Origin of the sequence: Undibacterium sp. SXout7W (assembly GCF_049339385.1) — a bacterium.
GTDB lineage: Bacteria > Pseudomonadota > Gammaproteobacteria > Burkholderiales > Burkholderiaceae_D > Undibacterium.
In genome coordinates this window covers 22,449-48,616 of sequence record NZ_JBMPPF010000012.1, presented here as the reverse complement: position 1 = coordinate 48,616, position 26,168 = coordinate 22,449, and the positions used below count along the sequence as shown (strand labels likewise).

Below are 26,168 nucleotides of genomic sequence, written 5' to 3'. Positions count from 1 at the left end.
TATCGACTCTTATCGCTTATGAATCCGACACACACCCCACCTGCCACACCGAAGAAACATCGCAATCTGGCACAAAGTGTTGTTGCCTACATTACCGAAAGCATTCGCAATGGCAGCCTCATTCCTGGTGAAAAATTGCCCACCGAGTCCGAAATCATGCGAATACAAGGCGTTAGCCGCACCGTCGTCAGGGAAGCCATCTCCCACGTGCAAGCAGCAGGCCTGGTAGAAACCCGCCACGGCATTGGTACGTTTGTACTGGAACCACAGGTCACACAACAGCACCTTGGCATAGACCCGACAACCATCGTCACGATGCGCGACGTACTTGCCATACTGGAATTGCGCATCAGCCTGGAAACAGAATCAGCCGGACTTGCGGCTACACGTCGCACAGAGTCTCAGTTACAGCAGATCAGAGCAGCACTGGATACCTTTCAGCATGCTGCCGCAACCGGTGAAAACGCCGTTGCTTCAGATGTCCAGTTTCACTTGCAAATAGCACAAGCGTCAGGCAATCGCTACTTTCACGACATTCTTAACCACCTTGGAAGCAACATCATTCCGAGAGCACGGATCAATTCAGCCAAAATCGCGCAAGATGAGCCAAGCAGCTATATGGAACGCGTCAATCGCGAACACGAAGACATTTTTAATGCCATTGCCAGACAAGACAGTGAATCAGCCCGCGCTGCCATGCGTACCCATCTGAGCAATAGCAGAGAGCGACTGCGCCGAGCGCAGGAAGCCATCGAATCCAGTGCGCAATAAGAATAAACAAGGAACACAGCCATTCAGCTTATCAAGAAGAAGCACTGAAATCACCGCCAACCACATTCCCACACCACGCCCCCTGCTGCCCCCCCCCGTAACAAACCCCAAACAATAAAAGTGCAGGCAAAAACTTGCACTCTTTCATTTCATGTTGTACGATGACTGATAACTTGTGATGCAAAACCTATCGATTGGCATCACTTTTCTCAACCCTGCTTATCGAGCCTACACATCATGATGAATCCTCAAGACTTAAAACAAACGCTGTCCTCCGGTCTGCTGTCCTTCCCGATCACTGATTTTGATACTGAAGGTAATTTCCGTGCAGATACGTATATCAATCGCCTTGAGTGGCTCGCGCCGTACGGTGCAACTGCCTTATTTGTTGCTGGTGGAACGGGCGAATTTTTCTCATTGACACCGGCCGATTACTCACAAGTCGTCAAGGTTGCGGTTGAAACCTGTCGCGGCAAAGTACCTATTCTGGCTGGCGCTGGTGGCCCTACCCGCGTCGCCATAGCTTATGCACAGGAAGCAGAACGCCTCGGCGCTCATGGTATTTTGCTGATGCCGCATTATCTAACCGAGGCAAGCCAGGATGGTCTGGTTGCACACATTGAAGAAGTCTGTAAATCCGTTAAGTTTGGTGTCGTGGTCTATAACCGTAACGTTTGTCGCCTGAATGCAGCATCGTTGTTGCGTCTGGCTGACAACTGCCCGAATCTGATCGGATTTAAAGATGGTATCGGCGACATCGAGCTGATGGTCTCAATCCGTCGCAAACTGGGTGATCGCTTCAGCTATCTCGGTGGTTTGCCAACCGCTGAAGTATTTGCTTCCGCCTATAAAGCAATTGGCGTTCCAGTATATTCATCTGCTGTATTTAATTTCATCCCTAAAACAGCGATTGAGTTTTACGAAGCGATGAAAAACGATGACTTTGCCACCACCGAACGCATCATCGATCATTTTTTCCTGCCTTACCTTGAAATCCGCAATAAAAAAGCCGGCTATGCCGTCAGCATCGTCAAAGCAGGTGCCACTTTAGTTGGTCACAGCGCGGGTCCGGTGCGTGCTCCGCTGACCGATCTGACCCCGGAAGAATGCGAACAATTGCACGCCTTGATCCTGGCGCAGGGTCCTCAGTAACCAGCAGTCCATTCCAGTTGACCAGAAGCCATTAACACCAACGCAATGGCTTCCGCTCAATGATCAGCGCATGACAGCAACACTGTCATGCGCTGCTTCGCTTACGTTCACAGGAGATTATTTTGACGATACAAATTCATGGCGACATGCTGATTGGCAAATCTGCAGTTCAGGGTACTGGCCTGTCCTTTTTTGCCATTGATCCCTCCACAGGGGAGGAATTTGCACCAACCTTCAACTCAGGTACGACAGAAAATGCCGAAGCGGCATGCGCTCTGGCGGAACAGGCATTTGATATTTTTCGGGAAACCTCATCTGAGGCGCGTGCCGTATTTCTGGAAACTATTGCGCACAACATCCTCGATCTTGGCCCACAATTAATCGACAGAGCAATCAAAGAATCCGGCTTGCCACAAGCACGTCTTGAAGGTGAACGTGGCCGTACCGTCGGCCAATTGCGTCTGTTTGCCAAGGTAGTACGGGATGGTCACTGGATGACGCCGACACTGGATTCTGCTTTGCCAGACCGTACACCACCACGTCCTGATCTGCGTTTGAGAAAAATTGCACTAGGCCCGGTCGCTGTCTTCGGTGCCAGTAACTTTCCACTGGCATTCTCTGTCGCAGGTGGAGACACGGCCTCAGCGCTTGCCGCTGGCTGCCCAGTGGTAGTTAAAGCGCATGGCGCGCATCCCGGGACCTCCGAACTGGTTGGTAAAGCAATTCAGGCGGCAGTCACCAGTTGCGGTTTGCCTGAAGGTGTTTTCTCTTTATTACATGGCGATGGCCGTACTGTTGGACAGGCGCTGGTCAGCCATCCAGCCATCAAGGCAGTCGGATTCACTGGCTCACGTCAAGGTGGCTTGGCATTAGTCCGCACAGCGGCACAGCGTGCAGAACCAATTCCGGTGTATGCAGAAATGAGCAGCATCAATCCCATGTTCTTGCTACCAGACGCATTAGCGCATCATCCCAGTAAGATCGGCACAGGCTTCGTCGATTCATTGACCCTCGGTTCCGGTCAGTTCTGTACAAATCCAGGTCTGGTAATTGCACTTGAAGGTGAACACTTTCAACAATTCTGTGACGCAGCGGCAGTAGCGTTAGAAGCAAAAACTGCCAGCACCATGCTGACACCAGGGATTTACTCCGCATTTAACCAAGGGGTAGACAAATTAGCGTCGATTGCAGGCGTCAGCGTCATCGCACGTGGTCAACATGGCAGTAGCGCTTGTGCGGGCCAGGCGGCACTTTTCCTGACAGATGCGGAAACGTTTTTGTCGAATCCCGCACTGGAAGAAGAAATTTTCGGCGCCAGTTCCCTGATCATCCGTTGCAAAGACATCAGCCAGTTCAAACAGATTGCCGAGTATCTGGATGGACAATTAACTGCCACCATGTTTTTGACAGAAAGCGACCGACTTGCCGCTCAAGTATTGCTCCCTGTTTTGGAACGTAAAGCAGGACGCATCCTGATCAACAGCTACCCAACCGGTGTCGAAGTTTGTCATGCCATGGTACATGGTGGACCTTTCCCGGCAACCTCGGATAGCCGCAGCACTTCAGTTGGCGCAAGTGCAATCGACCGTTTTACGCGCCCTGTCAGTTATCAGGATTTGCCTGCCTTCCTATTACCAACAGCACTGCACGACGACAACCCTCTGAATTTGTGGCGTCTTCGCGATGGCGAGCTGGTACAGGCTTAAGCAAAACACTACCTGACACCACAAACAATAAAACCGAAGTACCCCGGGCACAGACCCATTCACCAACTAGGATAAGAGACATGACACACCATCGTATTACTTTTGCTGTACTCACCGCACTTTCCAGCAGCATGATTTTGGCTACCAGCGCTTCGGCCCAGAGCAATGTAACAGTCTATGGCATCGTCGATGCGGGACTGGTCATTGAAAACGGCGGAAGTGCAGGACGCGTGACAAAACTGACCAGTGGAGCGGCATCCGCGTCACGTATCGGCTTTAAAGGAACAGAAGATCTGGGCGGTGGTGTCGCGGCTCTTTTCACTCTGGAAACCGGCGTCAAGATTGATACTGGCGAGCTTGATGCCGCTAATACGATATTCAATCGACAGGCATTTGTGGGGCTCAAGAGTAGTACTGGTACCATCACGATGGGTCGTCAGTACACGCCTTATCATATGACGTTGGTGAATGTGGCTGATCCATTCGGTACAGGAATGGCTGGCACATCTAAAAATCTGTTCCCAGATTCAGGTGCAAACGTCCGCAGCAGTAATACGCTGCTATATGCGTCCCCTGTCCTCAGCGGCTTTTCTGCCGAAGTTGCCTATAGTTTTGGTGAACAAGCAGGAAATTCAGCCGCCGGACGTCAGTTTGGTGCGGCACTGGGATATGCTGCTGGCCCCCTTTCTGTGCGTCTGGCGTATAACAATAAAAATTCTGATGTGGTTGCTTCGTCCGGCGTTGCAGCTGTGTCGAAAGACAACGGAACGAATACCTTATTGGCAGTTAATTACGATCTGGGTGTAGCAAAATTATTCTTTGCCTATGGTGTGGATAAAGGCTTCAACAGCGCTCCTCTGGGAAACAGCAACAATCCTTACGGAGGTGTTAAACCAACAGCATCAATCGATGGAAATGAAATATTACTCGGCATCTCTACTCCTCTGGCTGGGGGAACAATTCTGGCGTCCGTCATGCGCAAAGATGACAAAACCAGTCTGAATCAGGATGCCAACTCATGGGGGATTGGCTATACCTATCCTTTATCGAAGAGAACCAGCTGGTATGCAGCCTATGCCAGTATCGATAATAAAAACGGAGCTGGATATACCGTCGCCAACAACACAGAATCCGGTTCCGGCAACCGTGCGATCAATTTAGGCGTGCGTCATAGTTTCTGAGTTAACAGTTTGATGCTGATAGCTTGAGCTTCATGTTTTACATCTCCAAAACAAGATCATTCTTGCTCAGAAGCCAAGCTCATTCATAAATGCCACCTTCCCCATGCATCCTGATCGATGCATGGGTTTTGTCTGAAATTAGATTCACATCTTGCTAAGATGAATAGCGCGAATCCATATCAAATAATCGCCATAACATTAGGTCAACTCGTTGTCGCTGTCAGGCGTATTTTCAGACTATGAAGCCCTCTGTAGACCGGGTTGCATCCCCAGTCTGGTGTCGCGTCTTCTAACACCATACGTGACAACATCGGCAACATTGCGTTAAATGCGATTTCACCTTCCATATAGCTCAACGTCGCACCAATACACACATGAGCGCCGTATCCAAAAGACAAATGGTTTCCTTCATCACGGGAAAAATCTAACTGATCCGGATGACTGAATTTTGCCGGATCACGATTGGCGGCACCGATAAATGGAATGACAAGATCGCCTTTTTTCATTAATTGTCCGTGCATCTGTACATCTGCCGTCAACAAACGTCCAGTAAATTGCACGGGACTATCGTAGCGAAGAATCTCTTTTAATGCCGATGGCAATAATGAGGGCGTATGTTGAAGTGCAGTTCGTTGTGCTGTGTTCGTCAAAAGACATAGCATGCCGTTGCCAAGTAAATTACGGGTTGTTTCATGCCCTGCGAATAACAGAGTACAACATTGTGCAAGCAACTCTTTGGTGGTGATAACACCTCCCGCAAGTTCCGCCGCAATTAATTGGCTGATCAGATCCTGACCAGGATGTGCGCGTCGGTAGGGCAATAGCTCGCTGAAATAATTGTTTAATGCAACGATGCCCTCCTGTGCGAGAAGTGCCACTTCCATACTGGGCGTAGGAGTACCAATAAATGCAGCGATCTGATCTGACCAGATCAGAAAATTTTTTTCATCCGCAGCATCAACTCCCAGCATACCGGCGATAACCAGTGCAGGAAGTGGCCGCGCAAACTCATTCATGAAATCAATGACTCGTGATCCATGATCAGGCTCCAAATTAGCAGCCATTTTCTTTACGAGCGCTTGAATACGCGGCTTCACCGATTGCAACATTACTGGCTTGAAACCAGCATTCATGACTTTACGCAATCTGGCATGGTGGCTGCCATTCAAAAACATCAGCGATCTTGCAAAGATACGTTTGAACTCTTTGAGTTCAGCTATCTCGGATCGATGTGCTTGAGTACCACCGGCGCGATTATCGCTGTCACAGTCATTACCAGCATTACCGGTATGGCTGATACTGCTATTAATCCAGCGGCTGGCACGTTGAGTGGAAAAACGCGGGTCACGTAATACACTCATGACATCCTCATAATTACTTAACAGCCAGGCGCCACCACAAAATTCTTCGCTCCAATGTATTGGCCCCGCTGCGCGGAGTTGTTCATACATCGGATAGGGATTGTTGCAAAAATTCTGATCTATCAATTCTGTGTCCTGTAATCCGGTACAGAAAGAGGTGTTGGCGACGATCACTCAACAAAATTGATCGACCAATCGCCAGCGCTGCCACCTCCTCCGACCGTGCAATAAGTCTGGGGCGGCAAGTATACATCGAATAGTTACTCCGACAATAATGTATAACCGCTGACAGCAATCGGACAGGTGTTGATTTGAACCTGGCTCAAGCTTGAGTGATGAACGCTCTGATCAAAGCGTTTTTTTAACGATTACCTGGCAAACCCAATTTACGTAATATGATTTCCATCAGACACCAGTTAGTCAATCCACTTTGCAAAAGATTGAGACCAACAAATACGGTAAAACCCAGCCACCATTCATTAACGAAAACAGGGCTTCCAGGGACACCAAGTGCAAGGCTGATCAGAATAAATATCCCTGCGATGCTACGTACCATTTGCCAACTACTCATGACCGCTCCTTAAAATATTAAAAAAAATTTACCAACATCAACCCTATCCGCTACAAGCATCTTCGGCCTGTATTGACTCCACATATTTACTGCGCATATTTATTCTTATAAGCGCTGTAATACAGCAAGGGGATCACGACAAGTGTCAGTAGCGTCGAAACGAATATACCGAATATCAACGATATGGCGAGGCCATTAAATATCGGATCATCGAGAATAAAAAAGGCACCCATCATTGCAGCCAAACCAGTCAAAGCAATTGGCTGAGCTCTGGTGACTGCAGAACTGATCACCGCTTCTTTGAATGTCATCCCCGTCACAATCTGAACATGAATGAAATCAACCAACAGGATTGAGTTGCGGACGATAATACCTGCCAATGCAATCATGCCTATCATGCTGGTCGCAGTATATTGTGCGCCAAGCAGAGCATGGCCGGGCATAACACCGATGATCGTAAATGGAATCGGCGCCATAATAATCAGGGGCGTCAGGTATGATCCAAATTGCGCGACCACTAGCAAATAAATCAACACCAGCCCCACTGCATAAGCTGCGCCCATATCACGGAAAGTTTCATAAGTTACCTGCCACTCACCATCCCATTTCAGGCTGAAACGGCGATAAGGATCAGCAGGAGCATGAATGAAATATTCATCGAGTGTGCTATTGCCAGGCGCGACGATATTTACAATTGCAGGACGCATTGCAAACATACCGTAGAGGGGGCTATCTACCTTACCAGCCATATCACCGACAACAAAATTCACCGCCAGTCCATCTTTGTGATAGATCGGCTGCTCCCGCAGAGTATCGCTGACTGTCACTAATTCACGTAATGGGACAAGATTGCCCTGGACATTTTTAACACTCAGTGCCAGCAACGTATCCAGATTGCCCTGATGTTCGACAGGCAGACGCACGCTTGCAGCAGCAGGATATTTACTTTCATCGTGCAGATAAGTCGTTGCGTCGCCATTCAGACCAGCACGTAAGGTCGTCACCACGGTGGCTTGCGTCACCCCCAACTGGGATGCTTTGCGTCTGTCCACAAAAATCACTTTACGCGGCGCTTCAACGATACTGCTATCGTCTACATCGACGACACCGGCATACTGTTCAAATACCTTGCGCACGGATTTTGCTACCTGACGTCGCCCTTCATCTGTCGGGCCATAAACCTCCGCGATGATCGGTGCTAACACCGGTGGTCCCGGAGGTACTTCGACAATCTTGATATTGGCCGAGTAGCGTTTGCCAATCTCTTGTAATGCGGGGCGAATACGGATGGCAATCGCGTGGCTTTTTTCCGAACGTTGATGTTTATCCAGTAAATTAACCTGAATATCACCGACCTCACCACCAGAACGTAAATAATATTGTCGCACCAGGCCATTAAAGTTGATCGGTGCCGCCGTTCCTGCGTATGCCTGATAGTCAGTGACTTCCGCGACTGTTTGCAAATAATTGCCAAGTTCATGCAACACAGCCGATGTCTTTTCCACAGGAGTTCCGGCGGGCATATCAACTATCACCTGAAATTCTGATTTATTATCAAAAGGCAGCATCTTCAATTGCACCAGACCGGCCACCGGTAACGCAACCGACACAAGGATAAGCGCAGCAATACCGGCGCTTAATTTGCGACGATTCGTTTTACCATTGCGGTCATCGAGAAACGGACGGAATACAGCGGCAAATGCTGGCGCCAGCTTTTCAGTGATCCCTTTATTGTCATGATGCGTTTCTCTCATCCACAAACGCGCCAACCACGGTGTCACAACGAACGCAATCGCCAGTGACAACAACATGCCCATACTCGCGTTGATAGGGATAGGACTCATGTAAGGTCCCATCAATCCACTGACAAATGCCATCGGCAGTAACGCTGCGATCACTGTCAATGTCGCCAGTATCGTGGGGCCGCCCACTTCATTCACAGCACCGGGGATAATGTCGACCAGCTTTTTATCAGGGAATAATGCCTGATGCCGATGAATATTTTCGACAACGACAATGGCGTCATCAACCAGAATACCGATCGAAAATATTAATGCAAACAGAGAAACCCGGTTGAGAGTAAAGCCCCATGCCCACGAAGCAAATAATGTCACAGTCAGGGTTAATATCACCGCCGTACCGACAATTGCAGCCTCACGACGCCCCAGCGCCAAAAAGACCAGCGCGACAACGGAGGCCGTTGCAAACAATAATTTCTGAATTAATTTACTGGCCTTGTCTTCCGCAGTCTGCCCATAATTACGCGTTGTTGTGACTTCTACATCAGCAGGAATCACTGTATTGTGTAATATGTTCACACGTGCAATGACAGCGTTTGCGACATCAACGGCATTTTGCCCTGGCTTTTTGGTGACGGTCATCGTCACCGCCGGATATTCTGCAGCATGACTACCTGTTGTTCCATGCCAGACATAGCGTGCAGCGGGTAAAGCGCCATCAACAATATGTGCAACGTCTTGTAAAAACACCGGCTTGCCTGCTTTGACCCCCACAATGAGTTCAGCAACGTCTCGTGCGTTTTTTAAAAACGAACCTGCATCCACCGTTAATGATTGATTACCCGCAATCAGCTCTCCGCCAGGGAGTCCAAGATTCGCCGATTGCAGGCTGGTCTGCAAATCAGCCACCGTCAAACCACTGGCAGCCAGTTTGGTTGGATCAAGCTCAATATTGATCGCACGTCCGGGACCGCCAATGGTGGACACTTCCCGCGTTCCCTGGACACGTTTCAAATCCGCTTCAATACTGTGTGCAACACGTTCAAGATCAAATGCACCCGTTGACTGATTTTTGCTCCATAACGTGAACGATACAATCGGCACGTCATCAATCCCTTTTGGTTTGATCAATGGCTCTAACGTACCAAGATTGGCTGGCAGCCAGTCACGATTACTGTGCACTGTGTTATACAGGCGTACCAAGGCTTCTGTACGTGGAATCCCCACTTCAAACTGTACTGTAATAATCGCCAGGCCGGGACGCGATAGCGACGTGACGTGTTCAATATTAGCAATCTGACTCAGCACCTGTTCTGCCGGAATAGCCACCATCTGCTCCACATCCTTGACTGATGCGCCAGGAAATGGGATCAGTACATTCGCCATCGTGACATTGATTTGCGGCTCTTCTTCTCTGGGGGTAACGACGATAGCAAACAATCCCAGCAGAAAAGCGACCAGTGCCAGTAATGGGGTGATCTGTGCCGTCTGAAAAAACGCAGCAATACGACCGGAAATACCTGATGCTGAATGCATATGATTGACCTTATCTGGACGATGTGATTTGTACAGCAAGTGGATCGAGAAGCACTGATTCACCGGCTGAAATACCGCTCAGGATTTCTACTTCCTGACCATTCACCGGCCCCAGTCTGACCTGTCGTAGTATCGGCTTACCCTGCGCATTCAAGACATACAAAACATGCATCTCAGCACGCCGCATGACAGACTTCACCGGAACATACAGACGCGTAACAGAGTGCAGATTGACAGCGCTGCGAATATGAAACATTGCGCGGGCAAACATCCCCGGAGTCAGGCCTGTAATTCCTGTGGGTAAATCCAGTCGCACCTGTACCGAATGCGTCATGGCATCTGCAACAGGCAAGATCGTAATCTTGCTGGCACTTTGATATTTTTCCGCCGCTCCCGGTATTTCTATACGAATCGCCTGCTCGGTCTGATTTGCGGAAAACTGCGCCAGTTTTTCCTGAGGCACATTCGCCGTAACACGCATGGCGCGCGGGTCGTACACGGTCACCAATGTACGTCCGGGCAATGCCATATCTCCCACCGTCACAGGCACATCAGAAACGACGCCGGAATACGGAGCATTCAACAAATAAAATCCAGATTGCGTTTGCACTGCGCTTGCCTGTGCAATTTGTGCCTTCGCCTGCGCACTGGCAGTCTGATATTGCGCTTCTGCCCTGTCCAGTTGTGCCTGGCTAATGTAATTTTTAGCAAATAACTGTTTTTGTCTGTCAAAGTCTTTGGCCGCCACCAGCATCGTGGCACGAGCAGCGTCCACCTGCGCCTGACTTGCCTTTGCTTCCTGATTCGCGGCACGCGCGTCGATACGTAACAGTAATTGTCCGCTTTTAACAACGTCACCGGGCTTCACCAACAACTCTGTCACGGCACCAGAAATCTGTGCGGACAATACCGTCTGCCTTAATGCTTCCACAACCCCTTCTGCCACATACGTTGGCTCACTACCATCTGCACGGACAGGCAAGGATGCCAGCACGGTCGCCACGTTTGCGGCGTTCGCCATAAAAGGCAGATATAAAACCAGTAGCAGACTTAAAAAGCGCGCCTGACGTGCGAGAGCAAATGTTGGCATTTGTTTGATCTTTCTCTGATAAACACGATAATAAACACAGTAATTAATTGCATTTGAACTTGATTGATCATATACTTATTTGCGTGATTGCGCAAATAAGTATTGAACTATACCCATGCAATACTTAGCATCAGACGCACACCGTCAGACAAATCAGGCAAAAAGGATGTCAGTTGATGGAAAGATTATCCGAGCAGGCACTACAACAGATAGCGCAATATTTTGCAGTTCTGGCAGAACCTACCCGTCTGCGCATACTTCACTGCATGCGCGATAAAGAGCACAACGTCGGAGAACTTGCAGAACGTTGCGATTGCTCACAAGCCAACGTGTCGCGCCACTTATCTAACTTGGCAAAACACGGCATCATTAAAAGGGAAGGCCGTGGCACATCTGTTTATTATCAGATTGCCGATCCGTCTATTTATGCCTTGTGTGATTTGGTATGCAGCAATGTTGTCAAACAATTGCAGTCACAGGCCGCATTACTCAGCACCATGGGTAATGGAAAATAATAGTTTTATGAGAAGTCAGACTCAACGAAGTACCTACCAGGAGCACATCATGTTTAAAGTCAATGTTGGAAATTTCGACCGCATCATCCGTATTGTTGCGGGTGTCATCCTCATCGCGCTGACACTCGGGGGATATATTGGCCCTTGGGGATGGATAGGCGTTGTACCGGTACTGACGGGATTATTCCGTTTCTGCCCAGCATATTTACCGTTCGGATTAAGCACCTGTCGACGCAAGTAAGCAATAGCCCAGTACCCGGCTGACATTGGCATCGTTACTACCGGGTACTATTCCCTCAAGCATTATTTCTGCAAAAATTTTAATCTATTCTATGAAAACTGCACTCGATCTCGTAAAAGAAGCAAAGTCACACATCAAAGAAATTTCCATAGCGGAAGCAGAAGAAGCTATACAACAGGCGGATGTGTTGCTGGATGTCCGTGAAGCCGATGAATACGCCAGCGGCCACATTCCGGGCGCAGTCCATATATCGCGTGGCATGCTGGAATTTGCACTGAGCAATCACCCTGAATTATCTGACCGGGATACTGATATTGTGCTCTACTGTAAAACCAGTGGGCGCGCAGCACTTGCTGCTGCGTCCTTACATACAATGGGTTACCTGTCTGTCAAATCCATCAGCGGTGGCATTGATGCCTGGATACAAGCAGGAAAGCCGTTGACAAAACACACTTTACCTCTGTTCGACTAATCCTGATTCAACTTTATCCTGGCTTACTGATACAGCACAGTGCAAGCTAGTTAGTTAGTTAGTTAGTTAGTTAGCTTACATAACTTCGATAACTCACATAAACCATCCTGCATATGAGCGATCCTGTCATACAGTCTTTTTATGATCATGCCACCCACACGATCACCCATGTGCTGACTGATTCCAATACACGACATACCGCAATCATTGATAGTGTGCTCGACTATGACAGAACATCTGGTCGAACCTCAACAGATAACGCCGACAAAGTCATTGCCTACGTCCGCGATGCAGGACTCATCGTTGACTGGATTCTTGAAACACATGCGCATGCTGATCACTTATCTGCCGCACCGTATTTACAGCAACAACTGGGCGGACGAATTGGCATTGGTCGCCACATATGCGAAGTACAACAAGTATTTCAACGTATATTTGATTTGCATGATCTCAATACCAATGGAAAAGATTTCGATCATCTTTTCGAAAATGGCGAACAATTTTATGTCGGTGAAATGGTCATAACGGCGATGCATACACCCGGTCACACGCCTGCTTGTATGACGTACCTGGTAGGTAAAGATGCGTTTGTCGGTGATACCTTATTTATGCCTGATTATGGGACGGCACGATGTGATTTCCCTGGTGGTGATGCGGCAATGCTTTACCACTCCATTCAGAAAATATTTACATTACCACCTGACACGCGCCTGCATCTGTGTCACGACTATCCTCCCGATAGCCGCGCGCCAATGTGGGTGACAACTGTAGAAGAACAATCTCGTCATAACGTTCATGTGCATACCGGCATTTCTGAAGCGACGTTTGCCAACATGAGAACCGAACGCGATAAAACATTATCAATGCCCGAGTTACTCATGCAATCGGTACAGGTAAATATCCGGGCAGGGAAATTACCCAATCCCGACATCAATGGAATCCGCTATCTTAAAATTCCGGTTAACGTTTTCTAACACGATCGATTTCTGAAACTATTTGTGGATACGCAACTGATTACTTCTGGACTGGGAATGATCGTCGGCTTGATTCTGGCATTAACAGGAGCCGGAGGTGGAATACTGTCTGTTCCTCTGCTTGTTTTTTTTCTGCATCTGCCAATGCAGGCAGCCTCTCCCATCGGATTACTCGCTGTTGGTCTCGCTTCTGGCTTGGGAGCGCTCATAGGCTTATACCGAGGTATTGTCCGCTATCGAGCCGCCATTCTGATGGGAATTTCCGGCATGCTGGCAGCGCCGTTCGGCATTTTACTGGCGCAATATATACCTAACCGGCCTCTGCTACTGGGCTTTGCATTCATTCTGTTATACAACGCCACCCGCACATTCAGACAGTCGTCGCCAGCCCCTCTGAAGCCAGATCAGTTGGCTTGTGCACTGAAAAAAGATGATGTACATCTGAACTGGACATTACGCTGTATGCGTAAAATCGCTGGTATCGGCTTTATGTCTGGCCTGTTAAGTGGCCTGATTGGTGTCGGAGGTGGGTTTGTGATTATTCCCTCCCTGACACGTCACTCTCAACTGGATATACGCAGTATTCAGGCAACCTCATTGGCCGTCATTACGCTGGTATCGGTCAGCGGTGTTTCTGCCGCAGCGCTACACGGCTCTCTCTCGTGGCCAGTTGCCATTCCGTTTGCCAGCGGCAGCATCGCAGGCTTGCTGGTGGGTCAGATGTGGGCGAATAAAATGAGTCCGCAAACAATCAAACACCTTTTTGCAGGGGTTTCATTATTTGCGGCACTCATGATGCTCAGCAAAGTAGCGGGAATCAGTCCTGTTTAAACATTAAAGACAGTAACAATCAGCATTGATATATCCTCAGCTGCGCAGTAATACAATTCGCCATTCTGTCCGGAACACGACTGAAAGAAATTGACTGATTCAATCAACCATTACAAACCTAGACAGACGTATTTCATCACCAGATAATCGTCCATACCGTAACTGGATCCTTCTCTTCCAAGGCCGGACTGCTTCACGCCACCAAACGGAGCCACCTCATTTGAAATCAATCCGGTATTCACACCGACCATACCGCTCTCTAACGCTTCCGCAACGCGCCAGATACGACTAATGTCACGTGCATAGAAATAACTGGCCAGGCCAAATTCGCTGTCATTTGCCATTGCAATGACATCCTCATCGGTTTTAAATCGGAACAGCGGAGCCAATGGGCCAAAGGTCTCTTCACGGGCAATCAGGCTATCGGTACTAATATCTGCAATGACGGTAGGCTCAAAAAAAGTCTGCCCCAAAGCATGGCGCCTGCCACCAGTCAATATCCGGCCACCGTGAGCCACGGCATCGGCAATATGTGCTTCCACTTTTTGCACTGCCTTTTCATCAATCAACGGTCCTTGATTGACGTCTGCCTGCATGCCATTCCCCGGACGTAGCTTTTCTACTGCGGCAACCAGTTTGGCAGCAAACGCGTCATATACACCATCTTGTACATAGATACGATTGGCGCAAACACAGGTTTGTCCGGCATTGCGAAACTTGGATACCATCGCACCTTCTACTGCTGCATCCAGATCTGCATCGTCAAATACGATGAACGGAGCATTTCCACCTAATTCCAGAGACAGCTTTTTAATCGTCTGCGCGCTTTGCTGCATCAACAATCGGCCAATCGCGGTCGACCCTGTGAAGCTCAGTTTTCTTACGATAGGGTTACTGCACATTTCTGCGCCAATTTCCTTGGGCTTTCCGGTCAGGACACTAAACACACCCGCTGGTACACCGGCACGATGTGCCAGTTCCGCTAATGCCAGAGCAGAAAACGGTGTCGCTTCAGCAGGTTTAAGCAGCATAGGACAGCCTGCAGCTAATGCTGGCCCCGCTTTTCGGGTAATCATCGCGGCCGGGAAGTTCCACGGCGTAATCGCGGCACAAACACCAATTGGCTCTTTTTGAACCAGCAGACGACGATCGCTCCAAGGTGATTGCAAAGTATCACCACTAACACGTTTAGCCTCTTCAGCAAACCACTCAATAAACGACGCAGCGTAGACAATTTCGCCTTTTGCTTCTGCAAGTGGCTTGCCTTGTTCGGCTGTCATGATCAATGCCAGATCTTCTTGATTAGCCAGCATCAGATCATTCCAGCGACGTAAAATGGCGCTGCGTTCTTTGCCTGTTTTTTTCCGCCAAGCCGGCCATGCCTCTTTTGCTCCAAGAATGGCACGTTGCGTTTCCGCTGTCCCCATTTGTGGCACATGGCCAAGCAACTCTCCAGTTGCCGGGTTGTAGACAGCAAACGTGCTGCCATCGTCGGCATCAGTCCAACTACCATTCAGATAGGCTTGCTGACGCAGTAATGTTGAATCTTTAAGCTGTAACATGAGTTTCCTGATTAAAATTTTGCGGCAGCCTTATTGCGGCCACGTAACCACTCTAATGAGAGCAGCAAACAAATTGAGAAGACGATCAGAATCGTTGCCAGTGCAGCGATGGTGGGACTGATATTTTCACGGATACCAGTAAACATCTGGCGTGGCAACGTCGTTTGCTCAGGACCTGCAACAAACAAAGTAATGACCACTTCGTCAAACGAGGTGGCAAAAGCAAACAATGCACCAGAGATCAGACCCGGTGCAATTACCGGCAAGGTAATACGGAAAAACGTTCTGACCGGCCCTGCTCCCAGACTGAGACTGGCACGTACCAGATTGTGATTAAATCCCTGCAATGTCGCTGACACAGTCGTCACGACAAATGGCGCGCCCAACGCAGCATGAGCAAATATCAATCCGGTATAACTGTCAGACAATCCGATCTGTGCAAAAAACAAATACACACCGACGCCGACGACCACCACTGGTACGACCATCGGTGAAATCAGGATCGCCATCAGGAATGCCTTGCCTGTAAATGCAGCTTTATTCAACCCCATTGCTGCCAGCGTTCCTAGCACCGTTGCGATAAGGGTCGCCAGTGGTGCCACGATGAAACTGTTTTTCGCAGCACGCATCCATTCGCTGGAGTGCAGAAGATTGTCATACCAGCGCAAAGAAAAGCCAGGAATCGGATAGGCCAGAAATGTGCTGTCCGAGAACGACAGAGGGACGATGACCAGAATCGGCAACACGAGAAATAGCAAGGTCAGGACATTCGCCGAACGCAAAAAAACAAACCAGATACGCTCAATCAAGGACGCATGAGGAGGGAAAAGCGGTAAAGATGATTTCATTGAATAATTCCCCTTACGAAGCGACTTCGGTTTTTGTAAAGCGCAGATAGATGCTGTACAACACCAGCGTTGCGGCGAGCAACAGGCTGCCTAAGGCGCAAGCCATGCCCCAGTTGATAGTGACATTCGTAAAATAGGCAATGTAATAGCTGACCATCTGTTCATTTGGACCACCCAGCAATGCAGGGGTAATGTAGTAACCGAGTGCCAGAATAAACACCAGCAAACCACCCGCTGCCACACCTGGCAAAGTTTGCGGCACATAGACACGCCAGAATGCGGCAAAAGGATGACTGCCCAGTGAAATAGCTGCACGCATATACGTTGGTGGAATCGCCTTCATGACGCTATACAAAGGCAAAATCATGAAGGGCAATAAAATATGCGTCATGGAAACATAGACGCCAAACCGATTGAATAGCAATTCAAGCGGAGCCTTTGTCAAACCCGCCGCCATCAATCCTTTATTGACCAGCCCTTCTGATTGCAGCAACACAATCCATGCTGCAACTCTGACCAGAATCGATGTCCAGAAGGGAATCAACACCAGAATCATGAACAGATTGGCACGTCGCTCTGACATCAGCGAAAACCAGTAAGCAAGTGGGTACGCAATAATCAGACATAACAAGGTAACGACCAGGCTGATCACAAACGTGCGTGAAAAAATCTTGACGTAGACAGCTTGTTCATCATCGATACGTTCAATATCACCGAACCTGTCCTGCTTCATATCCAGCGATGCCAGCAAATAATAAGGAGAATAAAGCGAGTTGTTTTTGGCAATAGTTTGCCAGTACTCCAGTTGCCCCCATTGTTCATCCAGTGCAATCAGCGCGGGCTTTACCTCTGCCACCGCCAATGGCTGACCTTCGGCATTCAGTAATGGCATTGCACGCATGGTCTTCATGATGACAGAACGTGCGCCGGGAATTTCAGAGTTAATACGGCGCGCCAGAGTTCCGCCGGTATTATTTTCTTTAGCAATGTTCAGATCGGATGACAAAGCGACGAACGCTGCGTCATCCGGTAAATTCTTTTTATCCCAGTGACTCAACGCCTTCACCGTCTTTGGTAAGGTCGTTGCGACTTCAGGATTATCAACCGAACGAACAAGTAATACAGCGATCGGAACGATAAACGTGATCAGCAAAAAAATGGCGAGTGGAGCGATTAATGCAAATGCAGTGATTTTCTTGCGCAACTGTGCTGCCCGTAAATCACGCTTCAATTGGGATCGTGATCTTTCGGCAGCAGCACCAGAAACCGGCACTGTTGCGATTGTTGCTGTGGTCATGTCGGAATACCTGATAATGTCGAACGATGTCACCCGTTGATACGGGTGACATTCATTGTGTTAGAAGCGGGTCTGAATTATTTTGCAGCCCAAGCTGCGAAGCGCTGTTCCAGATCTTCACCGTGATCAGTCCAGAATTTCAGATTTTGCTGGATTGCATCTTTAGCGTTAGTACTGGAAGTCGGCAAATCAGCCAATGTTTTCGCATCCAATAATTTCAGTGCATTCACGTTCACAGGGCCATAAGCGATTTTTTGAGCGTAATTTTTTTGTGCATCTGGCGTCAGTGCAAAAGCAATAAATTTCTCTGCCGTTTCCTTGTTCGCAGAACCTTTAGGAATGACCCAGAAATCCAGATCATAGATACTGCCTGCCCAGGTAACTTTGAGGTTACGTCCTTCACGTTTCGCGGCATCGATACGTCCATTAAATGCGGTTGTCATCACGACATCGCCTGCAACCAGGAATTGTGGTGGCTGCGCACCTGCTTCCCACCATTGAATATTTGGTTTCAGTGCATCCAGTTTTTTAAATGCACGATCAACACCTGCTTTGGTTGCCAACACGCTGTAGACGTCTTTTGTCGGAACACCGTCTGCCATCAAAGCAAATTCAAGGTTATAACGGGCACCTTTACGCATACCGCGTTTTCCAGGGTATTTTTTCACATCCCAGAAATCTGCCCAACCACCAGGAGCTGATTTGAGTTTGTCTGCGTTGTAGGCCAGGACTGTTGACCAGACAAAAGCACCGACGCCACATTCATGCAGGGCTTCCGGCATGAAGTCAGATTTTTTTCCCAGCTTACTGATATTGATTTTCTCCAGCAAACCCTCTTCACAAGCACGGCCAATTTCGCCTGACTCAACTTCAACAACATCCCAGCTGACTTTTTTTGCTTCTACCATGGCTTTAATTTTCGCCATTTCGCCATTGTATTCAACGGAGACAATTTTATTGCCGGTTGCAGTCTGAAATGGCTCTACATAGGCAGACTTTTGCGCGTTTCCGTTAGCACCGCCAAAATTGACAACAGTAATTTCGGCAGCCTGTGTCAGACCAGCAGACAAAAGCAGTGAAAGCAGTACAGGTTTCATAGTGGATTTTATAGCAGGTCTCATATTGGCTCTCTTAGTTTAGTTTTACAACAACATCGACAAATAAATAGCGATACTTTTTACAGTTCACTAAATGAATACGCGCAAGCGATCCGGGTCTATCTCCAAGGTGACGCGTGAGCCTTCTGACAGACTTGCCAGTGCGGGATCATTCAGCGTCAGCTTGACGAAACAATCTTCTTGCTGCGGCATCTCGCATCGCACACGAACATGATCACCAAAATAGATCAGATCCGAGACAGTAGCTCTGAGAACATTTCCAGTTGCACCGGTATCGGTTCCAAGACGAATGCGCTCAGGACGGACACAGGCAATCACATCCTGATTTAATTGCGCTGCATTGGCATTGATACCGCGCAGCATGCTGCCATCCGGCAATGCCACTTCGCAATGACCGTTGTTGCTGGAAATGACGCGTGCTTTGAATTTATTGTTGTCGCCGATGAAGCCAGCAACAAACTGATTTTCCGGGTATTCATAGAGATTATCGACAACGGCCAGCTGCTGGATAATTCCCTGATCAAAAACGGCAACCCGATCCGACATCGTCAAGGCTTCACTCTGATCATGTGTGACATACACGAATGTCAGCCCCAGTCGATGATGCAGTGCCTTCAACTCCAATTGCATGTTTCACGTAATTGCTTGTCGAGCGCCCCGAGAGGTTCATCCATCAGCACCAATTCGGGATCGAATACGAGTGCGCGTGCCAGTGCGATACGTTGTTGCTGTCCACCAGATAACTGCGCTGGATAACGATCAATAAATTTACCCATTTGCACCATATCCAGTGCCTTTTTAACTTTCTCAGCACGACTGCTGGCATTCATGCCACGGACTTGCAAAGGGTAAGCCACGTTTTGCCCGACGGTCATATGCGGAAATAAAGCATAGTTCTGAAACACCATGCCGATATTACGCTTATGAGGCGGCACTTTATTCAACAGTTTTCCACCGAGATAAATTTCTCCGCCAGTGGGGAATTCAAATCCGGCCAGCATCATCAGGCAGGTTGTTTTTCCTGAACCAGATGGTCCAAGCAAAGTCAGAAATTCTCCTTTGCGGATATTCAGATCCAGATGCTTGACGACCAGATTTTCGCCATCATAGGTTTTTTGTACCCCACGAAAAGCCACCAGTGTGTCTTGCCCGTCGCCGGTCGTATTTTCCTGTTTCAAACTAAGTCCCCTGTATTTTCGTTCACTACTTTTTCTGACATCGACAGATGCCACAACATATACCCGGTTGTAGCACCTGCCTACCTGACAAGTCAGGCTTGCTGCATTGCATCGGCGAGTATGGACAGTGCTTCATCCATCAGCGCGTCGCTGATCGTCAATGGAAACAGGAAGCGGATGACGTTGCCGTAGGTACCGCAAGTCAGCAACAACAAACCTTTCTGCAGTGCCAGTGCTTGCACACGTTTGGTAAAGTCGGCATCAGGCTGCGCACTGACAGGATCACTGAATTCAACTGCAACCATGCCACCTAATCCGCGTACATCAACAATGCGAGGCACCTTGGCACGCAACGAGTTCAGCGTTTCTTTCAACCGATCACCCAACACTTGTGCACGATCACACAATTGCTCGTCTTTAATCACTTCTAACACTGCCAGAGCCGAAGCGATCGCAAGTGGATTTCCTGCATAAGTGCCGCCTAAACCGCCGGGAGCCGGAGCGTCCATGATTTCAGCCCGGCCGCATACAGCAGCAAGAGGCATGCCACCTGCAAGGCTTTTCGCCATCGTCATCAGATCAGGGATCACGGCATAGTGTTCCATTGCAAACAGTTTTCCAGTTCTGGCAAAACCTGTCTGCACTTCATCAGCGATCAACAAAATCCCGTGTTCATCGCACAATTTACGCAGGGCTTGCATGAAATCCACCGGTGCAGCATAAAAACCTCCTTCACCTTGTACAGGTTCCAGAATGATGGCTGCAACGCGCTTAGGATCAACATCGGCTTTAAATAATGATTGCAGTGCCGCCAGAGAATCGGCAGTACTGACTCCGTGCAATTCAATCGGGAATGGTGCGTGATAGACTTCCGATGGCAATGGCCCGAATCCCAGTTTGTAAGGTGCCACTTTGCCTGTCAGCGCCATACCCATCATCGTACGACCATGAAAGCCGCCTGTGAAAGCGATGACGGCAGAACGACCAGTTGCTGCACGTGCGATTTTGATCGCGTTTTCAACAGCTTCTGCACCGGTCGAAAACAAGGCTGTTTTCTTGACATGAGAACCTGGCGTGATCTGATTGATCTTTTCAGCCAGCTCAACATAACTTTCATAAGGAACGATCTGGTAGCAGGAATGGGTGAATTTTTCTAATTGCTCCTGAATTGCGCTGACCAGTCGTGGATGGCGGTGGCCGGTGTTCAGAACGGCAATACCGGCAGCGAAGTCAATATACCGGCGGTTTTCGACATCCCAGAGTTCTGCGTTTTGTGCACGTGAAGCGTAAAACTGGCACATGACACCGACGCCGCGTGGTGTAGCAGCTTCTTTGCGTTGTTGTAAATCAGCATTCTTCATATATTCATTTCCTGTTCTAGAGCAATACGTCTGTGGCGACTAAGTGATGACTCATATTAAAGTCGATTTGGTGCTATCTTATATATCCACTTTTGATTATTTGATGGTGCCACTTTGCGTATTGCCTCTTTGCCAGATTTTTTACTACAACGTATAGACCGTGCCAATGGCGGCCCCGTCAACCGCCAGATTTATCAGGTAATCCGTGAGGCCGTACTGACTGGAAGTCTGCCCGCAGGACTGCAAATGCCCTCCTCCAGAGACCTGTCCAAAGAGTTGAAAATGTCACGCAATACAGTCACATATGCGTATGAACAATTGATTGCGGAAGGCTATCTGGAAACCCGCCGGGGGGCAGGTAGTTTTGTTGCGGATACCGCTTCAGATCAAATTACCACGTTGTTTTCACACAACAAAACAACGACTAATACCAAAGTTGAACCAACTGGCTCATCTGGCTTATCACAACGTGGCAAGCAATTATTAAAAAAGGCTGGTGTCAGTGATCTGCAGTGGGGAGCATTTATGCCGGGCGTGCCTGATGTCACGCTGTTTCCCAGCAAAATCTGGAGTCGTTTGCAAAATAAAGCATGGAGACGTTCACGTGCCGACCTGTTGACCTATGGCGACGCTGGAGGCCATTTCCCATTACGGGAGGCGATTGCTGATTATCTGCGGGTGGCACGCTCCGTCAACTGTAAAGCAGAGCAAATACTGATCACGACGGGCATTCATCAATCCATTGATCTGATTATGCGTATGCTGGGTGAAAATGGCGACCGCGCCTGGCTGGAGGATCCATGTTACTGGGGTACACGCAGTGTGTTGCAATCACAGGGAATACAGCCAGTACCGATCCCTGTCGATGCCGAAGGTATGTGCCTGCAACCCAAAGATTTGCAGGTACCACCACGCTTTATTGTCGTGACACCATCACATCAGTATCCGCTGGGAACGGTAATGAGCCTGTCGCGACGACGTATGCTTCTGGAATACGCTGCGGCTAAAAAGGTGTGGATCATTGAGGACGATTACGACAGCGAATTTCGTTACGGCAGCAGACCTCTGGCTTCGCTGCAAGGCATGGATACCAACGACCGGGTACTGTACATGGGGACGTTCACAAAGACACTATTTCCAGGACTCAGAATCGGGTTTCTGGTTGTTCCGGAAAAACTGGCTAACGCCTTCGCAACCGGGCACTCTGAACTGTATCGTGGCGGGCAAATGTTTATTCAGGCAATCCTCTCTGATTTCATGCGGGAAGGACATTTTGCCTCGCATATACGGCGCATGCGCCTGCTATATGCAAAACGCCTGAACCTCTTGCTGCAAGCCATTGAACATCATTTTGGCGATCAGCTTCTCACTGGTGGAGGTGATGCAGGCCTGCACCTGGCACTGGAATTACCGCCCGGATCCGATGATTTTGCCATCAGTCATGCCGCCCGTTCCATTGGTATTGTAGCCCGTCCCCTGTCACGCTATTACATGCACAAAGCAACAGCAAAACCCGGTCTGCTGCTAGGCTATGCTTGCGTTCCCGACGATCAGATACAACCGGCTTTCAACAAACTCGCACACATCATCAAAGAACACTGGCCGCAAACCAAGCCCTCTGCCGCCAACAAAAAACGCCGATAAACTGCGGCAGAAGTGTGAAGATTGAATGTATTCGCTCAGTTGCCATTTGAGCGAATACAACCAGCACCGAAGGTAATACATGACAGATGCCATGTATTACGATACTAATGCTCCATCTTGCCCATCGGTTTGCGCACCTGAACTTCGATATCAGCTTGCGTCTTTTGTTGCAGTGGCATGGATTCCCCCCCCGCAGAACCTGATCTAGCCGGAGGTGTCAACGGATTTGTCCATTCAGCGGCAACCGTACCAGCGGGATGCTGATACCAGCCGGGATCTTTATAATCACCCGCTTTCTGGTTCTTACGTACTTTCAACACACTGAACATGCCGCCCATTTCCACACCACCGAACGGCCCTTCACCCGTCATCATCGGTAAAGTGTTTTCCGGCAGTGGCATCGCCATGGCCCCCATATCCGCCATTCCACGTTCACCCATCGCCATATAGTCAGGAATCAGGTTGGTAATCTGCATGGCAACATCACTATGATCAACACCAATCAGATTCGGAATATCATGTCCCATCGCGTTCATCGTGTGATGCGACTTATGGCAGTGAAATGCCCAGTCGCCCTCTTCATCCGCCACCAATTCTATTTGCCGCATTTGTCCAACCGCGATATCGGTTGTCACTTCTGGCCAGCGCGCAGAATGCGGTATAGGTCCGCCATCGGTTCCTGTCACCTGAAATTCGTGTCCATGCAAATGAATCGGATGATTGGTCATCGTGAGATTACCAACGCGAATACGTACTTTGTCGTTCTTGCGTACGACGAGCGGATCGATTCCCGGAAAAACCCGGCTGTTCCAACTCCATAAATTGAAATTCAGCATCGTCGACGTTTTTGGCTTGTACGCACCAGGTTCAATATCGTAGGCATTGAGAAGAAATACAAAATCCCTGTCGACTTCAGTAATCAACGGATGTTTCGTCTTCGGATGGGTTACCCAGAATCCCATCATTCCCATCGCCATTTGCGTCATTTCATCTGCATGTGGATGGTACATAAACGTTCCGGCACGTCGCGCAACAAATTCATACATGAATGTTTTCCCGGGGGGAATCGGCTTTTGCGTCAAGCCCGAAACGCCATCCATGCCGTTAGGCACACGTTGACCATGCCAGTGAACACTGGTGTGTTCAGGCAATTTATTTGTCACAAAAATACGCACTCTATCGCCCTCCACCACCTCAATCGTTGGGCCGGGAGATTGTCCGTTATAACCCCACAAATGGGCTTTCATTCCCGGCGCCATTTCTCTGACGACAGGTTCGGCAACCAGATGAAATTCCTTGACGCCCTGATTCATCCGCCACGGCAAAGTCCATCCATTCAATGTCACAACAGGATTGTAGGAACGACCTGAATTGGGAATCACGGGCGGCATGGTATCGGCAGATGTCTGAATCACGGGTTCAGGCAAGGCCGCCATTGCCACTTTACTGACGGAAGCCGCACTTGCAGCGGCGGTGATGGCACCGAGTCCACTTAAAAAATGTCTTCTTGTGTTCATGTTCTTCTCATTACCTGAATTAGTTAACAACAGATGTCGTTACGCCGGAAATATTGGCTTCCGGCGCGGAGGAGATCGCTGGATGACCCAAGACGCTCATGTGCAGGTCAGACTGAGCGATCCAGAAATCCCGACTTGCCTCAATCGCCCCGTTGACGCTGCTGATCTGCGCCCTTGCGTCTGCTAACAGATCAAAAACACTCATCAGCATACCGTTGTACAACAATTGATTTTCTTCAGATACCCGCTTTTTTAATGGCACAATTTCATCCATGAAGTGCCGGGCGATATCATAACTAGAGCGATATATCTGATACGATTCGCGCACTTCTGAACGTGCATTGACGGCAATCTCAGCGGTGCGGTGCAATGCCTGCATATACATTGCTTCTGCTTTAGCGACCCGGGCATCGCTCCAGTCAAATAAAGGTAGCTCCAGGCTCACTGAATAGCCGCGCTGTACGGCCTGATCGCTAAATGAATTGCGCACACCGCCCACCTCCAGCACATTCACAAAGCGAGTCGCTTTGCTCAAACCCAGATTGTTTGCCAACTGCGCCGTACCTAAGCGTGCTGCCTGCACGTCCAGACGTCGCGTCATGGCGATTTGCTCGACATCCCCCATCTCCTCAGGTGTTTTTGGCAAATCCGGCAATCTGGCCGGTAAACTAAACGTCGTTTGTGCACCATGCAGCCCCATCAACCGAATCAGTTTTTCCCTGTTGCGGATTTGCGCCTGTTCCGCTCTGGCCAGATTCAATACCGCTTCAGAGTAAAACGCTTGTTCCCTCGCTTGCTGTAATTTGTTGAAATTACCCGCAGCGGCAGCTCTTTTTGCAAGCTCACCTCCAGCATCTGCCGCTCTCTTTACCTGCTGCATATATAACACCGACTGATCAGCTGCTACCGACATGTAATACGCTTTGCGAGTTTCTGAGGCAAGCGCCAACATCTTCATCGTCACGTCACGTTTGGTTTGTTCAAAACGATGTTGCTCCATCTGCTTCAGATACGGCAACATGAACAGTCGGGCAATATTAAAAGACACGCTACGGTCAATTTCGATGTTCTCGCCCTGTCTGCTGCGACCAAAGGAAAATCCCGGATTAGGCAAACGGCCAGCTTGTACGAATTCAGACTCGGAAATACCTAACTCGTAAAACGACGCCTGCAACCCCTGATTATTCAACAAAGCGACTTGCACAGCATCCTCCACACTCAGGGGAGACTTCAGTAACTCACCGACGCGCCCATTGATCGGCCCCTGCTCACTACCGGTGCGTTGCCAGACAATGTCCTTTTTCAGATGCTGCCGGGCAGCCTGCTCGACATCAGAAAAACCACCATCTTTGCTAAAGGTAGTACAAGCCCCCAGCAACATGGGCGTGAGCACAAACGCTGTTATTTTAAAAACATTGTCGAGATATCGTAAGCGGCGAAAAATTATCATATGCTTCTCTTTCACATGAAATGAACCTGAATTTCGGACTCAGGCACCGGCGA

21 protein-coding genes and 1 pseudogene are annotated in these 26,168 nt (G+C 49.0%); 10 read left to right on the top strand and 12 right to left on the bottom strand.

All coding sequences use genetic code 11. The features are described 5' to 3' along the window. Positions 1-18: 18 nt before the first annotated feature. From ACO0LB_RS12490 to ACO0LB_RS12475, 4 genes are all read left to right on the top strand, one after another. A complete protein-coding gene (locus ACO0LB_RS12490; RefSeq protein ID WP_423049458.1) occupies positions 19-771 on the top strand; it encodes a FadR/GntR family transcriptional regulator in 753 nt (250 codons plus the stop codon). Positions 772-1,008: 237 nt separating this feature from the next. After that, positions 1,009-1,923, top strand: coding sequence for a 5-dehydro-4-deoxyglucarate dehydratase (kdgD, locus tag ACO0LB_RS12485; RefSeq protein ID WP_423049456.1), 915 nt, complete (start codon positions 1,009-1,011; stop codon positions 1,921-1,923). Between the two features lie 128 nt (positions 1,924-2,051). Further along, on the top strand, positions 2,052-3,629 hold the full coding sequence (locus ACO0LB_RS12480) for an aldehyde dehydrogenase (NADP(+)) (RefSeq protein ID WP_423049599.1): 1,578 nt from the start codon (positions 2,052-2,054) through the stop codon (positions 3,627-3,629). An 80-nt stretch (positions 3,630-3,709) separates the two neighbouring features. Next, complete coding sequence (locus ACO0LB_RS12475) at positions 3,710-4,810, top strand: porin (RefSeq protein WP_423049454.1); 1,101 nt, start codon at positions 3,710-3,712, stop codon at positions 4,808-4,810. A 203-nt stretch (positions 4,811-5,013) separates the two neighbouring features. Here ACO0LB_RS12475 and ACO0LB_RS12470 read toward each other — a convergent pair whose 3' ends face one another. From ACO0LB_RS12470 to ACO0LB_RS12455, 4 genes are all read right to left on the bottom strand, one after another. Then, positions 5,014-6,171 (bottom strand): cytochrome P450, encoded by a 1,158-nt coding sequence (locus ACO0LB_RS12470; protein WP_423049452.1) that lies wholly within the window; start codon positions 6,169-6,171, stop codon positions 5,014-5,016. Between the two features lie 361 nt (positions 6,172-6,532). Next, positions 6,533-6,742 carry a YgaP family membrane protein gene (locus tag ACO0LB_RS12465; protein WP_423049450.1) on the bottom strand — a complete coding sequence of 70 codons (210 nt, stop codon included), beginning with the start codon at positions 6,740-6,742 and terminating at the stop codon, positions 6,533-6,535. An 86-nt stretch (positions 6,743-6,828) separates the two neighbouring features. Next, positions 6,829-10,017 carry an efflux RND transporter permease subunit gene (locus tag ACO0LB_RS12460; RefSeq protein ID WP_423049448.1) on the bottom strand — a complete coding sequence of 1,063 codons (3,189 nt, stop codon included), beginning with the start codon at positions 10,015-10,017 and terminating at the stop codon, positions 6,829-6,831. A 10-nt stretch (positions 10,018-10,027) separates the two neighbouring features. Continuing rightward, positions 10,028-11,107 (bottom strand): efflux RND transporter periplasmic adaptor subunit, encoded by a 1,080-nt coding sequence (locus ACO0LB_RS12455; RefSeq protein WP_423049446.1) that lies wholly within the window; start codon positions 11,105-11,107, stop codon positions 10,028-10,030. Between the two features lie 176 nt (positions 11,108-11,283). On the opposite strand from ACO0LB_RS12455, the gene ACO0LB_RS12450 reads away from it, so the two are divergent. The 5 genes from ACO0LB_RS12450 (at position 11,284) to ACO0LB_RS12430 (ending at position 14,140) form a co-directional block, all read left to right on the top strand. Continuing rightward, on the top strand, positions 11,284-11,622 hold the full coding sequence (locus ACO0LB_RS12450; RefSeq protein WP_423049444.1) for an ArsR/SmtB family transcription factor: 339 nt from the start codon (positions 11,284-11,286) through the stop codon (positions 11,620-11,622). 49 nt (positions 11,623-11,671) lie between these two features. Further along, positions 11,672-11,863 carry a YgaP family membrane protein gene (locus ACO0LB_RS12445; RefSeq protein WP_423049442.1) on the top strand — a complete coding sequence of 64 codons (192 nt, stop codon included), beginning with the start codon at positions 11,672-11,674 and terminating at the stop codon, positions 11,861-11,863. Positions 11,864-11,954: 91 nt separating this feature from the next. After that, entirely contained in the window at positions 11,955-12,335 is a 381-nt protein-coding gene (locus tag ACO0LB_RS12440; RefSeq protein ID WP_423049440.1) for a rhodanese-like domain-containing protein, read from the top strand. A 113-nt stretch (positions 12,336-12,448) separates the two neighbouring features. Further along, positions 12,449-13,309 carry an MBL fold metallo-hydrolase gene (locus tag ACO0LB_RS12435; RefSeq protein WP_423049438.1) on the top strand — a complete coding sequence of 287 codons (861 nt, stop codon included), beginning with the start codon at positions 12,449-12,451 and terminating at the stop codon, positions 13,307-13,309. A 24-nt stretch (positions 13,310-13,333) separates the two neighbouring features. Next, the gene (locus tag ACO0LB_RS12430; RefSeq protein ID WP_423049436.1) at positions 13,334-14,140 is read left to right on the top strand and encodes a sulfite exporter TauE/SafE family protein; all 807 of its coding nucleotides are present in this window, start codon (positions 13,334-13,336) and stop codon (positions 14,138-14,140) included. A gap of 110 nt (positions 14,141-14,250) precedes the next feature. Here the strand turns inward: ACO0LB_RS12430 and gabD are convergent, their stop codons facing one another. The 6 genes and pseudogenes from gabD to ACO0LB_RS12400 all read right to left on the bottom strand — a co-directional run bounded on the left by gabD (position 14,251) and on the right by ACO0LB_RS12400 (position 21,504). After that, a complete protein-coding gene (gabD, locus tag ACO0LB_RS12425) occupies positions 14,251-15,702 on the bottom strand; it encodes an NADP-dependent succinate-semialdehyde dehydrogenase (RefSeq protein ID WP_423049434.1) in 1,452 nt (483 codons plus the stop codon). An 11-nt stretch (positions 15,703-15,713) separates the two neighbouring features. Further along, on the bottom strand, positions 15,714-16,550 hold the full coding sequence (locus ACO0LB_RS12420) for an ABC transporter permease (protein ID WP_423049432.1): 837 nt from the start codon (positions 16,548-16,550) through the stop codon (positions 15,714-15,716). Positions 16,551-16,563: 13 nt separating this feature from the next. After that, positions 16,564-17,847: an ABC transporter permease gene (locus tag ACO0LB_RS12415; RefSeq protein WP_423049430.1), complete on the bottom strand. Its 1,284-nt coding sequence runs from the start codon at positions 17,845-17,847 to the stop codon at positions 16,564-16,566. 77 nt (positions 17,848-17,924) lie between these two features. Continuing rightward, a complete protein-coding gene (locus ACO0LB_RS12410; RefSeq protein ID WP_423049427.1) occupies positions 17,925-18,944 on the bottom strand; it encodes an ABC transporter substrate-binding protein in 1,020 nt (339 codons plus the stop codon). A gap of 90 nt (positions 18,945-19,034) precedes the next feature. After that, a pseudogene (locus ACO0LB_RS12405) lies at positions 19,035-20,143 on the bottom strand (ABC transporter ATP-binding protein). Between the two features lie 92 nt (positions 20,144-20,235). Further along, positions 20,236-21,504, bottom strand: coding sequence for a 4-aminobutyrate--2-oxoglutarate transaminase (locus ACO0LB_RS12400; RefSeq protein ID WP_423049425.1), 1,269 nt, complete (start codon positions 21,502-21,504; stop codon positions 20,236-20,238). A 114-nt stretch (positions 21,505-21,618) separates the two neighbouring features. Between ACO0LB_RS12400 and ACO0LB_RS12395 the strand changes: the two genes are divergently transcribed. Further along, entirely contained in the window at positions 21,619-23,148 is a 1,530-nt protein-coding gene (locus ACO0LB_RS12395) for a PLP-dependent aminotransferase family protein (RefSeq protein ID WP_423049423.1), read from the top strand. A gap of 104 nt (positions 23,149-23,252) precedes the next feature. On the opposite strand, the gene ACO0LB_RS12390 is transcribed toward ACO0LB_RS12395, so the two are convergent. Both ACO0LB_RS12390 and ACO0LB_RS12385 read right to left on the bottom strand, forming a co-directional pair. Next, positions 23,253-24,665 carry a multicopper oxidase family protein gene (locus ACO0LB_RS12390; protein ID WP_423049421.1) on the bottom strand — a complete coding sequence of 471 codons (1,413 nt, stop codon included), beginning with the start codon at positions 24,663-24,665 and terminating at the stop codon, positions 23,253-23,255. Between the two features lie 19 nt (positions 24,666-24,684). Next, on the bottom strand, positions 24,685-26,115 hold the full coding sequence (locus ACO0LB_RS12385) for a TolC family protein (RefSeq protein WP_423049419.1): 1,431 nt from the start codon (positions 26,113-26,115) through the stop codon (positions 24,685-24,687). Positions 26,116-26,168 lie beyond the last annotated feature (53 nt).

What these genes read in the sequence shown, in the direction of transcription:
- ACO0LB_RS12490 (WP_423049458.1), top strand. Translation starts at nt 19, where the DNA reads ATGAATCCGACACACACCCCACCTGCCACACCGAAGAAACATCGCAAT.
- kdgD (WP_423049456.1), top strand. Translation starts at nt 1,009, where the DNA reads ATGATGAATCCTCAAGACTTAAAACAAACGCTGTCCTCCGGTCTGCTG.
- ACO0LB_RS12475 (WP_423049454.1), top strand. Translation starts at nt 3,710, where the DNA reads ATGACACACCATCGTATTACTTTTGCTGTACTCACCGCACTTTCCAGC.
- ACO0LB_RS12470 (WP_423049452.1), bottom strand. Translation starts at nt 6,171, where the DNA reads ATGAGTGTATTACGTGACCCGCGTTTTTCCACTCAACGTGCCAGCCGC.
- ACO0LB_RS12465 (WP_423049450.1), bottom strand. Translation starts at nt 6,742, where the DNA reads ATGAGTAGTTGGCAAATGGTACGTAGCATCGCAGGGATATTTATTCTG.
- ACO0LB_RS12460 (WP_423049448.1), bottom strand. Translation starts at nt 10,017, where the DNA reads ATGCATTCAGCATCAGGTATTTCCGGTCGTATTGCTGCGTTTTTTCAG.
- ACO0LB_RS12455 (WP_423049446.1), bottom strand. Translation starts at nt 11,107, where the DNA reads ATGCCAACATTTGCTCTCGCACGTCAGGCGCGCTTTTTAAGTCTGCTA.
- ACO0LB_RS12450 (WP_423049444.1), top strand. Translation starts at nt 11,284, where the DNA reads ATGGAAAGATTATCCGAGCAGGCACTACAACAGATAGCGCAATATTTT.
- ACO0LB_RS12445 (WP_423049442.1), top strand. Translation starts at nt 11,672, where the DNA reads ATGTTTAAAGTCAATGTTGGAAATTTCGACCGCATCATCCGTATTGTT.
- ACO0LB_RS12440 (WP_423049440.1), top strand. Translation starts at nt 11,955, where the DNA reads ATGAAAACTGCACTCGATCTCGTAAAAGAAGCAAAGTCACACATCAAA.
- ACO0LB_RS12435 (WP_423049438.1), top strand. Translation starts at nt 12,449, where the DNA reads ATGAGCGATCCTGTCATACAGTCTTTTTATGATCATGCCACCCACACG.
- gabD (WP_423049434.1), bottom strand. Translation starts at nt 15,702, where the DNA reads ATGTTACAGCTTAAAGATTCAACATTACTGCGTCAGCAAGCCTATCTG.
- ACO0LB_RS12420 (WP_423049432.1), bottom strand. Translation starts at nt 16,550, where the DNA reads ATGAAATCATCTTTACCGCTTTTCCCTCCTCATGCGTCCTTGATTGAG.
- ACO0LB_RS12415 (WP_423049430.1), bottom strand. Translation starts at nt 17,847, where the DNA reads ATGACCACAGCAACAATCGCAACAGTGCCGGTTTCTGGTGCTGCTGCC.
- ACO0LB_RS12410 (WP_423049427.1), bottom strand. Translation starts at nt 18,944, where the DNA reads ATGAAACCTGTACTGCTTTCACTGCTTTTGTCTGCTGGTCTGACACAG.
- ACO0LB_RS12400 (WP_423049425.1), bottom strand. Translation starts at nt 21,504, where the DNA reads ATGAAGAATGCTGATTTACAACAACGCAAAGAAGCTGCTACACCACGC.
- ACO0LB_RS12390 (WP_423049421.1), bottom strand. Translation starts at nt 24,665, where the DNA reads ATGAACACAAGAAGACATTTTTTAAGTGGACTCGGTGCCATCACCGCC.
- ACO0LB_RS12385 (WP_423049419.1), bottom strand. Translation starts at nt 26,115, where the DNA reads ATGATAATTTTTCGCCGCTTACGATATCTCGACAATGTTTTTAAAATA.